At 75.4% G+C, this 11,805-nt stretch carries 9 protein-coding genes; 6 read left to right on the top strand and 3 right to left on the bottom strand.

Annotated elements, in window-relative coordinates; genetic code table 11:
- Positions 1–51: 51 nt before the first annotated feature.
- From ACFWJ4_RS39025 to ACFWJ4_RS39015, 3 genes are all read right to left on the bottom strand, one after another.
- Entirely contained in the window at positions 52–942 is an 891-nt protein-coding gene (locus ACFWJ4_RS39025; protein ID WP_380553513.1) for a S1 family peptidase, read from the bottom strand.
- A gap of 580 nt (positions 943–1,522) precedes the next feature.
- Positions 1,523–2,080: a GNAT family N-acetyltransferase gene (locus ACFWJ4_RS39020; protein WP_380553510.1), complete on the bottom strand. Its 558-nt coding sequence runs from the start codon at positions 2,078–2,080 to the stop codon at positions 1,523–1,525.
- A 63-nt stretch (positions 2,081–2,143) separates the two neighbouring features.
- Positions 2,144–2,815 carry a phosphoribosyltransferase gene (locus ACFWJ4_RS39015; RefSeq protein WP_380553507.1) on the bottom strand — a complete coding sequence of 224 codons (672 nt, stop codon included), beginning with the start codon at positions 2,813–2,815 and terminating at the stop codon, positions 2,144–2,146.
- Between the two features lie 375 nt (positions 2,816–3,190).
- Between ACFWJ4_RS39015 and ACFWJ4_RS39010 the strand changes: the two genes are divergently transcribed.
- The 6 genes from ACFWJ4_RS39010 to ACFWJ4_RS38985 form a co-directional block, all read left to right on the top strand.
- The gene (locus ACFWJ4_RS39010; protein ID WP_380553504.1) at positions 3,191–3,625 is read left to right on the top strand and encodes an STAS domain-containing protein; all 435 of its coding nucleotides are present in this window, start codon (positions 3,191–3,193) and stop codon (positions 3,623–3,625) included.
- Between the two features lie 11 nt (positions 3,626–3,636).
- Positions 3,637–4,131 (top strand): ATP-binding protein, encoded by a 495-nt coding sequence (locus ACFWJ4_RS39005; protein ID WP_380553501.1) that lies wholly within the window; start codon positions 3,637–3,639, stop codon positions 4,129–4,131.
- 114 nt (positions 4,132–4,245) lie between these two features.
- Complete coding sequence (locus ACFWJ4_RS39000; protein WP_380553498.1) at positions 4,246–4,617, top strand: STAS domain-containing protein; 372 nt, start codon at positions 4,246–4,248, stop codon at positions 4,615–4,617.
- A gap of 203 nt (positions 4,618–4,820) precedes the next feature.
- On the top strand, positions 4,821–8,360 hold the full coding sequence (locus tag ACFWJ4_RS38995; RefSeq protein ID WP_380553495.1) for a HAMP domain-containing protein: 3,540 nt from the start codon (positions 4,821–4,823) through the stop codon (positions 8,358–8,360).
- Positions 8,361–8,535: 175 nt separating this feature from the next.
- Positions 8,536–10,875 (top strand): SpoIIE family protein phosphatase, encoded by a 2,340-nt coding sequence (locus ACFWJ4_RS38990; RefSeq protein WP_380553492.1) that lies wholly within the window; start codon positions 8,536–8,538, stop codon positions 10,873–10,875.
- 62 nt (positions 10,876–10,937) lie between these two features.
- A partial coding sequence (locus ACFWJ4_RS38985) for a polyprenyl synthetase family protein (protein ID WP_380553516.1) occupies positions 10,938–11,805 on the top strand: 868 nt, incomplete at its 3' end.

Below are 11,805 nucleotides of genomic sequence, written 5' to 3'. Positions count from 1 at the left end.
GGCCCGCCGCACCGATGCGGCGGGCCCACGGCCGGGACGGAAGGGCTCGGGTCAGTACACGCTGACGTTGTACGCGGAGAGCGCCGCGTTGACCGGCTGGTAGAAGGTCGTCCCGCCGGAGGTGCAGTCGCCGCTGCCGCCCGAGGTGAGGCCGAGCGCCTTGGTGCCGTCGTACAGCGGGCCGCCCGAGTCGCCGGCCTCGGCGCAGACGTTGGTCTGGATCAGGCCGCGGACGGTGCTGCCGTCGGTGTAGCGCACGGTGGCGTTGAGGCCGGTGACGGTGCCGCCGTGGGTGCCGGTGGTCGAGCCGGTGCGCTTCACCGCCTCGCCGACGACGGCGTTCGGGGCGGAGGTGAAGCCGCCCGGGTGGCTGAGGGCGCTGTTGTCGTAGCGGACCAGCGCGTAGTCGTGGTCGGGGAAGGTCGAGCCGATGGTCGGGCCGATCAGGGTGCTGTGGGCGACGTCGGTGTACCAGTCGGGGGCGACGTTGCCGCAGTGCCCGGCGGTGAGGAAGTAGTAGGTGCTGCCGCTCACCACGTTGAAGCCGAGCGAGCAGCGGTACTCGCCGCCGTAGATGGCGTCGCCGGCGGCGAGCAGCGGGGTGAACACGCCGGGGACGCGGTGGACGTCGAGGTTGGGCGCGGAGGGGCCGGCGGCCTTCATCAGCCGGGCGAGCGAGGACGGGGAGACGGTGCTGTCGGCGGTCACCACGACGCGTCCGGCGGCTTCGTCGACGTACCAGGCCGTGCCGTCGACCTCGGCGTTCAGAATGGCGTCGCTGATCGCCGAGAGCTGTTCCGGTTCGGCGGTGCGGGTGGGAGCGGCGGCGGCGCCCGGCGCGGCGACCGCGGTCGCGGTCGCGGTCAGCAGGCCGAGGGCCGCGGCGAGCAGGCGGACGCGGCGTGTGCTGCCGGTGCGGGGCGTGGTGCGCGTGGTCCTCACCGATCTCCTCCTGAGGGGGTGACGGCCCTGAGGGTTGGGGCCGTGAAGCGCGGTCAGGGGATGGGCGGACCCCGGTCGTTGCTCTCCGGAAGCACGGCGGATGATCAGCTCCTGATCGGCGCTGACCGGAAGTATGAGGAAACGGACCGTTCGGTACAAGCTTCCCGAGGGGGTGTCGGCGGACCCGCAGGTCCGGGAGTGAGCCTGCGGGTCCGCCGTTCGGCGGTTGCCGTGCGGTTCCTGCCCGGCGGGCACCGGCGGGCACCGGTGAGGCGCCGGTGAGGTGCCGGCCATGGCGCGCCTCGGTCGAGGTGATGAACCGTCAACTGAATTTTCTGGGGAAGCGATCGGAAGAAAGTGTTATCGGCGTGGACGGGGAGGGTCTCCTGGGCACGGGAGCGAACGCGCGACGCCGTGGGTGAGGTCCACGGCGGGACCGCGGAGTTCGAGATGGGGCACTGCGCGCGGAGCCGGAAGGCTCCGACCGCGTCCGCTCCCGACGCGTCGGCCGGATCGTTGCGACCCGGCAGACGCACCCGGCGGTCCGCATGCTCTCCCCCCTGGCTGCGGACCGCCGGGCTCACCGGGCCGGGGCCTGCTCCCGGGGCAGCCGCCAGACCAGTTCCTCCCCGGTCTCGGCCGGGGCGAGCGCCTCCGCCGGGCGGCGCAGGTACTCGGTGAAGCCGAGGCGGGCCGGGACGGCGCCGCTGGCCCGGTTGGCCGGGTCGTGGACGATCTCGACGTACTCCACCCCGGGGAGACGGAAGGCCTCACCGGCCAGGGCCCGCACGCTCCGGGTGGCCAGCCCGCGCCCGGTGGCGGCGGGGTGCAGCCAGTAGCCGATCTCGCGGACCCCGGCCGGGGTGTCCTCGCGCCGGAACAGCCCGCAGGCGCCGACGATCGCGCCGTCGAGCACGATCGCGTACGTGAAGTCCTGCCCGCTCGCCCAGAGTTCCGCCCGGCCGGTGAGGAACTCGGCGGTCTTGGCCCGGCTGTGCTCGGCCACCCAGGGCATCCAGGGCCGCAAGTGCTCCAACGACTCCTCGATGACCGCGAAGAACTCGGGCAGGTCCGACTCGCCGTCGAAGCGGCGGAGGACGGCCCCGTCCAGGGCGATGACGTGCTGGGGATGGTTCATGGCAGGAGGATGGTCCGTACACCCTCTGCCCGGCAAAGGGTTTTGGCGGGGGCCGGAGACGGCTCAGCCCCGGCCGGCCCCGGCGCGGCCCGCCGGGGTGCGCCGCTGCAGCAGGACGGCCGCCTCGCGGTCGGTGACCTCGTGGAACTCGCCGTACCAGGGCCCGGCGGCGTGCGCGTAGCGGGGCAGATGGAGGCAGACCACCGCGTCCACGTCCCGGCCCAGGTCGGCCGCGATCCGGGCGTCGCAGACCGGCGCCGCGAGGATCAGCCGCGCCGGGTGGTCGGCGGCGAGGGCGTGGACGGCCGCCCGGGCGGTGAGCCCGTCGGTCAGGCCGTCGGAGACCAGGACGACGGTGCGCCCGTCCAACGGCAGCCGGTCCCGGCCCGGGCGGTAGAGCGCCTCGCGGCGGTGGACCTCCACCCGCTCCCGCTTGACGCTCGCGCCCAGCTCGGCCGCGGTGACGCCGAGGTTCCTCAGGGTGTGCCGGTCGACCAGCGGCGCGTCGCCGTCGGCGATCGCGCCGATCGGGCGGTCGTGGCCGCGGACGGCCAGTGACCGGACCACCGTGGCGTCGAGCGGGGCGTCCAGGGCCTCGGCGACCTCCGCCGCCACAGGCAGCCCGCCGGGGGCGAGCCCGAGAACCACCACCCCGCTACCGGCCCGCCCGCTCAGCAGCGGGGCGAGCCTGCGGGCCAGCTGGTGTCCGGCGGTACTGCGGTCGAGGAATCTCACGGGTCCGTCCTTGTTCTCCTGCGTTCGTGCCCCTGCCGGGCCCCGGGGCGGCACGAACCGGCGAGCGTCCCGCGGCCCCGCCACCAAGGCGACTTCCCCGCCACGGCGGGCTCTAACGTCCTCGCACGAAACGTCTGCGTGCGAAACGTCCTCGCACGCCGACCCGCGCGGGCGACCCGGACGTGCTCCCGGGTCGGCGGCGGTACGTGTGTCCCGGCCGGGTTCGGGCAGACGCGGGGCATGGACGACCGACGGACGGTGCTCCCGCCCGCACCCGGGATACTCGCGGGTACGGCCGTCCGCGCGGCCCGGCACGGCGCGCGCGATGATGGTCGGGACGGCGCCCCGCCGTCCCCACCGGACCGGGAGCGAGCCATGCCACGGCCATCCGAGCAACCCTGCGAGCCCACCGGGGAGCACGAGTCCGGCGACCTGTGGGTCGAGGTCGGGGACCGGGGGCCGGTACGGATCGTCACCGTCACCGGGGAACTGGACCACGACACCGCGGACGACCTGCGGACCGCCCTCGCCCGGCCGCCGTCGGCGGCCGGCATCGAGCGGATCGTCGTCGACCTCGCCGGCCTGCGGTTCTGCGACTCGACCGGGTTGAACGTCCTGCTGCGCGCCCGGCTGGACGCCCAGGGGGACGGGGTGCGGCTGGAGCTGGCAGGCGCGGGCCCGCTGGTGGTGCGGCTGCTCGCGATCACCGGGGCCGACGGCGTGCTGCAGGTCCACCCCGACCTCCGCACGGCGCTGGAGGCGCCCGGCGAGGGCCCCGCCGGGCCCGCCGCACCGCCCGAGCCGAGGTGAGGAGGCAGACCGTGGACCGCCCCGGGAACGGTGGGCCGCCGAGTCGGGACCAGACCAGGCGGCTGGTGCTGGAGGGCAGCGCAGGCGCGGTGCAGCGCAGCCGGGAGTTCAGCCGGCGGGCGCTGGTGTCCTGGCACTGGCTGCCGGCCCCCGACGAGGACCGGAGGGCCGCGGCCGAGGATGTCCTGCTGATGGTCTCCGAGCTGGTCACCAACGCCTGCCTGCACGCCTCCGGCGGCCCGCGCGAACTGCGGCTCCACTGGGACGGCGCCCGGCTGCGGGTGGAGGTCGCGGACGCCAGCCCCGTCCCGCCGAGGCTGCGCCCCTTCGCCGGCGCCGGCCGGCCGGGCGGGCACGGGCTGCGGGTGGTGGACCGGCTCGCCGACGCCTGGGGATCCCGGCCCGACGACGGCGGGAAACTGGTCTGGCTGGAGGTGCCGCGCCCGCCGGCCCTGACGACGGCCGGGGCGGGCGGGGCGGCCGGGGAGCCGCAGCGGCCCGACTGATCGCGGCCCGTCCCCGCCCGGGGGTTTCCGGCGTTCCGCAGCGGACAGCCGCAGGGGTGTGAGCGCCGGCGTCGACCGAGCCCGGTCCTCACCGAGCGAGAGGAGCGCGGAGTCATGACGCAGCGCCCGCCGAAGTCCGGGGACCCGGCCGTCGACCGGGCCGAGGGGCTCAGCATCGAGGTCCGGCCGTGGGCCCTGGGCACCGTCCTGGTGCTGGTCGGCGAGCTCGACCTCGACTCCAGCGGGGACCTGCGGGCCGCGCTCGACCGGGCCTTCGCCGAGCCGGCCGGCGTGGTCCTGGTGGACTGCGCCGGGCTGGAGTTCTGCGACTCCACCGGGCTCAACGCCCTGCTGCGGGCCAAGGCCCGGGCGGCGGTGGACGGCAGCCGGATCGAGCTGGCCCGGCCCCGGCCGCTGATCCTGCGGATGCTCGAACTCACCGGCGCCACCGACGCCTTTCCGATCCGCGAGACCGTACCGGGCTGAGGCCGCCGGGGCCGCTGGGGCCCGCCGCCCCCGCCCGGGCCCGTCCGCCCCGAGTGTCCGCCCCTGCCCCGGGCCCGTCCGCCCCGAGTGTCGCCCCCGGCCCGCGGTGGCACAGTGGGAGCAGGGCGGCAGCCCGTCGCCCTCGGGTCCGAGGTGCCCGGACGGCGCACCCCGGCCGTGCGAGCGATCCGGACGGTGGGCGGATGGACGAGCACCCGGCAGCCGCAGCCCCCGCGGCCGACCCGGCCGAGCAGGCACTGCGGCAGCTGCTCGCCGGGCTGACGGCCGTGCGCGACGGGGACTTCCGGACCCGGCTCGCCCCGGACCGGCCGGGGGTACTGGGGGAGATCGCCGAGGTCTTCAACGGCATGGCCGACCAGCTGGCCCGGGTGACCTCCGAGGTGACCAGGGTGGCCCGGGAGGTCGGCAGCGACGGGCGGCTCGGCGGCCAGGCGCAGGTACCGGACGCGACCGGGACCTGGCTGGAGCTGACCGACTCGGTGAACGCGATGGCCGGCAACCTGACCTGGCAGGTGCGCAACATCGCCCAGGTCACCACGGCGGTGGCGCGCGGTGACCTCACCCAGAAGATCGAGGTGGACGCGCGCGGCGAGATCCTGGAGCTCAAGAGCACCGTCAACACCATGGTGGACACCCTGTCCTCGTTCGCGGACGAGGTGACCAGGGTCGCCCGGGAGGTCGGCACCGAGGGCCGGCTCGGCGGTCAGGCCGACGTCCGGGACGTCTCCGGCACCTGGCGGGCGCTCACCGAGTCCGTCAACGTCATGGCCGACAACCTCACCGCCCAGGTCCGTTCGATCGCCGAGGTGACCACCGCCGTCGCGGAGGGCGATCTGACCCAGAAGATCCGGGTCGACGCGCGCGGCGAGATCCTGGAGCTGAAGGAGACCATCAACACGATGGTCGACCAGCTGTCCTCCTTCGCGGACGAGGTCACCAGGGTCGCCCGGGAGGTCGGCACCGCCGGAAACCTGGGCGGCCAGGCCACCGTGCGGGGGGTCTCCGGGACGTGGAAGGACCTCACCGACAACGTCAACGTGATGGCCTCCAACCTGACCGGACAGGTCCGCTCGATGTCCGAGGTGGCGACCGCGGTGGCGCGCGGCGACCTCTCCCGGAAGATCACCGTCGAGGCCGAGGGCGAGGTCGCGGCCCTCGCCGCCGCCATCAACACCATGGTGGACACGCTGTCCGCCTTCGCCGACGAGGTCACCAGGGTCGCCCGCGAGGTCGGCACCGAGGGCATCCTGGGCGGCCAGGCCCGGGTGCCCAACGTCGCCGGGACCTGGAAGGACCTCACCGACAACGTCAACTTCATGGCGCACAACCTGACCAGCCAGGTGCGCAACATCGCCCAGGTCACCACCGCCGTCGCCGACGGCGACCTGACCCGAAAGATCGACGTGGACGCGCGCGGCGAGATCCTGGAGCTCAAGACCACCGTCAACACGATGGTCGACCAGCTGTCCTCGTTCGCCGCCGAGGTGACCAGGGTGGCCCGGGAGGTCGGCAGCGAGGGCCGGCTCGGCGGGCAGGCCCGGGTGGAGGGCGTCTCCGGCACCTGGAAGCGACTCACCGAGAACGTCAACGAGCTGGCCGGCAACCTCACCCGGCAGGTCCGCGCCATCGCCGAGGTCACCAGCGCCGTCGCGGCCGGAGACCTGACCCGCTCGATCAGCGTGGACGCCTCCGGCGAGGTCGCCGACCTCAAGGACAACATCAACGCGATGGTCGGATCGCTGCGCGAGACCACCCTGGCCAACCAGGAGCAGGACTGGCTCAAGAGCAACCTGGCCCGCTTCTCCGCCGCCATCCAGGCCCGGCGGGACATCCGCGCCGTCGCCGGGATGATCACCGACGAGCTGACCCCGCTGGTCGGCGCCCAGTACGGCGCGTTCTTCCTCGCCGAGGAGGGCGCGGACGGCACCGAACTGGCCCTGATCAGCGCCTACGGCCGCCCGGCCGGGGAGCAGCGGCGGCTGCGGCTGGGGGAGTCCCTGGTCGGCCAGGCCGCCCGGACCCGGCGGACCGTCGCCGTGGACGACCTGCCGCCCGGCTACGCCACCGTCTCCTCCGGCGCGGGCGGCGCCGACGCCCGCTCGCTGGTCGTCCTGCCGATCGCCCTGGAGGAGTGGCTGATCGGCGTGCTGGAGTTCGCCTCGGTCCACCCGTTCACCCAGGTCCACCGCGACTTCCTGACCCAGTTCGCCGAGGCCTGCGGGGTCAACCTCGGCAACCTGCTGGCCAACGCGCGCACCGACGAGCTGCTCGGCGAGTCCCAGCGGCTCACCGCCGAACTCCAGTCCCAGTCGCAGGAGTTGCAGGAAGGGCAGGAGGAACTGCGCCGCTCCAACGCCGAACTGGAGGACAAGGCCGCGCTGCTCGCCCAGCGCAACCGGGACATCGAGGCGAAGAACCTGGAGATCGAGCAGGCCCGCCAGGAACTGGAGGAAAGGGCGCAGGAGTTGACCCGGACCTCGATGTACAAGTCGGAGTTCCTGGCCAACATGAGCCACGAGCTGCGCACCCCGCTGAACAGCCTGCTCATCCTCGCCCAGCTGCTCGCCGAGAACAGCGGCGGCAACCTCACCCCCAAACAGGTCGAGTACGCGGGCGTCATCCACTCGGCCGGCACCGACCTGCTCCAGCTCATCAACGACATCCTGGACCTCTCCAAGGTGGAGGCCGGGAAGATGGACCTGTCCATCGAGCCCTTCGCGGTGCGCGAACTGCTGGAGTACGTGGAGTCCGGCTTCCGGCCGCTGGCCGACCAGAAGGGGCTCGCCTTCGAGGTGGCCGTCGACCGGGCCGTGCCGGAACGGATCGTCACCGATCAGGCGCGGCTGCGCCAGGTGCTGCACAACCTGCTCTCCAACGCCGTCAAGTTCACCGACACCGGCCGGGTCGAGCTGCGGATCGAACGCGTCGAGGAGGCCGAGCTGCCGCCCGGACTCGGGCGCGCGCCCGCCGCGGTGGCCTTCCACGTCGACGACAGCGGGATCGGCATCGACCCGGCCCACCTGGACACCATCTTCGGAGCCTTCCAGCAGGCCGACGGCTCCACCGCGCGGCGCTACGGCGGCACCGGCCTCGGCCTGTCGATCAGCCGGGAGCTCGCCCGGCTGCTCGGCGGCACCATCACCGTCCGCTCCGCGGCGGGGCAGGGCAGCCGGTTCACGCTGTACCTGCCGCTGGGCGAGCAGGCGGCGGCGGTGGCGACGGGCGGCACGCCGGTACCCGGGAACGGGGGCGACGAGAGCCCCCCGGCGGTCGAGAGCCCCTCGGCGGTCGAGGAGACCGGGGAGACCGGGGAGAGCGACGCGCCCCCGGCCGTGGCGGGACCGCTCGCCGGACGGACCGTGCTGATCGTCGACGACGACATCCGCAACGTCTTCGCGCTCACCGCCGCCCTGGAACGGCACGGGCTGACCATCATGCACGCGGCCGACGGCCGCGCCGGGCTCGACCTGCTGCGCGCCCACCCGGAGACCGACCTGGTGCTGATGGACGTCATGATGCCCGAACTGGACGGCTACGCCGCCATCGCGGAGATCCGCGCCGACGCCCGCTACGAGCGGCTGCCGGTCGTCGCCGTCACCGCCAAGGCCATGCCCGGCGACCGGGACCGCAGCCTGGCCGCCGGGGCCGACGACCACATCACCAAGCCGGTCGACACCGGCCGGCTGCTGGAGCGGATGCGGGAATGGCTGGACGCGTCATGACGGCTCCCCGGCACGGGGGACCCGCGGCCCGGCACTCGGGCACCGCCGTCCTTCGTGCGGCCGCCGACGTCCGGAGTCCTGCCGCCGAGGCCCGCCCCGACGGCACCGCGGCTCGTCGGGCCGGCACCGCGCCCCGGCCCCGGGGCGCGCCGTGACCGCCGGGCAGGAGTCCTCGATGCAGGAGCCCTCGGTGCAAGAGGCCGCGGAGCGCACCGCCCGGGCCCTGGCCGAGACCGTCCGTCGCCTCCGGGCGGCCGCCGCCCGGGCGCACGCCGAGGCGCGGACCAGGGCCGCCGTCGACCTCGCCACCGGCATCCTGGCCGAGCGGCTCGGCCTGCCCGTCGCCGAGGCCGCCGCGCACCTCGCCCGGCTGGCCCGGGAGTCGGGCGTGCCGGTGCTCGTCCTGGCGACGGACATCGCGCGCCTCCCGGAGCCGGGAACGGAACCGGAACCGGGACAGGGCCCGCGAACGGGCCCGGACGGTGCACCCGGACCGGCGGCCTTCGGCCTCCCCGCCGCCGAACCGCCCGAGGCCGGCCCGCCCGTCGCGCCCGCACTCGCCTCCGCGCCCGACCTGGAGCACGCCGCCCGGGCCGTGCTGGACCAGGCCGCGGCGGCGTTCGGCGTCCGCGCCGTGGCCGTCTGGCAGCGGCTGCCCGGCGGCGCGCTCGCCCTCGCCGCGCACGCCGGACTCCGTGCCGAGGAGGCGGCCGGCTGGTCCCGGGTGCCGCCCGGCGTCCCCACCCCGGCGCAGCTGGTCGTCGGCGGGGGAGCCGAGCTGTGGCCCGGCGAACCGGGGACGGACGGTCCCTCGGTCGGCGGCGCAGCCGCCCGGGCGGTCGTCCCGCTGCTCGACCGGCACCGCCGCACGGGCGCGCTGGAGCTGCTCTGGCCGGTCACCGGCCCCGATTCCGCCCCGGTGCTCGGCCCGGCCCGGCGTCGGGGGCTGTACGCCCTCGCCGACCTCTGCGCGACCCTGCTCGGCCCACCCCCGGAGCCCGTGCCCCCCGAGCGGGCCGACGACCTCCTGGACGGTCTGCTCACCCCCGCGCTGCTGCTGGCCCCCGTCCTGCGGGCCGAGCGGATCGCCGACTTCACGGTGGTGCGGGTCAACGCCCGGTTCCGCGACCCGCTCGGCCGGCCCCGGGAGGCACTGGAGGGCGCCTCGCTGCTGGAGACCTACCCGGTCGCCTCGGCCGCCGGGCTGCTCGACCGGCTGCTGCGCGCGTACGAGACGGGCGTGCCGTCGACCGCCGAGCGGGTCCGGCTGGCCTTCCGGGAGCAGGGGCCCGCCGTCCCGGTGGCCGTGCTGCTCTCGGTCGTCCCGCTCGGCGGCCGGGTGCTGGTCTGCTGGCGGCTGGACGACGAGCGGGAGGAGGACGAGCACGCCGCCCTGCTGCGCCAGGCCCAGCGGCTGGCCCGGGTGGCCGGGTTCGAGGAGCGCCCCGCCGAGGGCCGGATCCGCTGGAGCGACGGGCTGCGCGAGCTGTACGGGCTGCCGTCGGACGCCCCGCCCGTACCGCTGGACCGGCTCGTGCGGCACACCCACCCGGACGACCGGCCGGCGGTCCGGCGGCTGCTGGACACCGTCCGGCACCACCACCGCACCGCCTCCGCGGTGGTCCGGCTGGACCGCCCGGACGGCACCCACCGCTTCACCCGGGTGATCGCCGAGCCGGTGGTGGACGAGACCGGCCGGCTCGTCGCCGTCCGCGGCGCCTACCACGACGTCTCCGCCCAGCACTGGACGGAGGTCGCGCTCGGCGCCACCCGGGAGCGGCTGGCCGACAGCGAGCAGGAGTCGGCCGAACGGGCGCAGTTGGCACTGCGGCTGCAGCAGGCGATCCTGCCCGCCGCCCCGCCCCCGCTCGCCGTCACCGGCCTGCACGCCGCCGTCCGCTACCGGCCCGCGGCCCAGCGCGACCGGGTCGGTGGCGACTGGTACGACGTGCTGGTGCTGCCCGACCGGCGGGTGCTGCTCGCGGTCGGCGACGTGGCCGGGCACGGCGTCGGCGCGGCCACCGGGATGGTCGCGCTGCGGCACGCGCTGCGCGGCCTCGCCGTCACCGGGGCCGGCCCGGGCCGGCTGCTGGAGTGGGCCAACACCGTGGCCCTGCGCGAACCGGGCCAGGTCACCGCGACGGCCGTCTGCGTGCTGGTGGACCCGGTCGGCGGCGAACTGCGCTGGGCCCGGGCCGGCCACCTGCCGCCGATCCGGCTCGGCGCGGACGGCGCCCAGGTGCTGCCGCTGCCGCACGGCGTGCTGCTCGGCGCGCTGGACGACGCCGAGTACGAGGAACGCACCGCCCGGCTCGACCCGGGTGACGTCCTGCTGCTCTACACCGACGGGCTGGTCGAACGCCGGGACCGTCCGGTGGAGGAGTCGGTGGAACAGCTGCTCCGGGCGGCCGGCGCCCCCGGCCCGGACCTGGAGCAGTACCTGGACCGGCTGCTCGAACTCAGCCCCGCCGACACCGACGACGACACCTGCCTGATCGCCGTCCAGACCGAGTAGGCAGGGCGGCTGCGCGGTCCCGTACGCCGGATGCGAGGGTGGGCCTCGTGAACGAGACGATCATGGCAGCCGCCCGCGAACGAGCCGCCGGACACCGGCGCCGGTTCGACCTCCGCTTCGAGGCCTACTTCGCCGCCCTGCCGGAGCGCCTCGACACGCCGCCGCTCAGCCGCTTCACCCCGCGCTGCCTGGAGCTGCTGCGGGACCTCTCACTGCGCGGCGGCAAGCGGCTGCGGGTCGCCCTGCTGTACGAGGCGGCCCGCCTGGTGACCACCGACCCGGTGCCCGGCCTGGCGGAGGCCGCGCTGAGCATCGAGCTGCTCCAGACGCACGGGCTCGTCCACGACGACATCATCGACGACGCGCCCGTACGCCGCGGCGGCCCCTCCACCTACTACGCCTACCGCCGGGAGTTCCCGGCGGCGGACCGCACCGCGCTCGGCCTGGCCGTCCTGGCCGGGGACCTCGCCGCCTTCCTCTCGATGCGGGTCCTGCTGGAGGCGGACGTCCCCGCCGAGCTGCGCCAGGCGATGCTGGAGGTGCAGCTGAACGCCGGCGCTGAGACGGTCGCCGGCCAGATCCTCGACCTCGAACGCGACTTCCTGCCGCTCCCGGACGAGGAGTTCCTGCACACCGTCTGCGAGTACAAGTCGACCCGGTACTCCGTCCTCGCCCCGCTGCGGCTGGGGCTGCTGGCCGCGGGCGAGGACGTGGCCGGTCACGACGCACGGCTGCGCCGGTACGCGACCCTGGTCGGCATCGGCGGCCAGCTGCGCGACGACTACCTCGACCTGTTCGGCGACGAGGACGCCACCGGCAAGTCCACCGGCGCCGACCTTCGCGCGGGACGCCGCAGCTACGCCGTGAGCGCCCTGCTCGCCCGCGCGGACGAGGCGCAGCGGGCCGTGGTGGAGTCCGCGCTCGGTGACC

The sequence above is a fragment of the Kitasatospora sp. NPDC127067 genome (genome assembly GCF_042724755.1).
Taxonomy (GTDB): Bacteria; Actinomycetota; Actinomycetes; order Streptomycetales; family Streptomycetaceae; genus Kitasatospora; species Kitasatospora lactacystinica.
The sequence above is the reverse complement of the archived record's forward strand: the minus strand, read 5'-3'. Positions and strand labels throughout refer to the sequence as shown.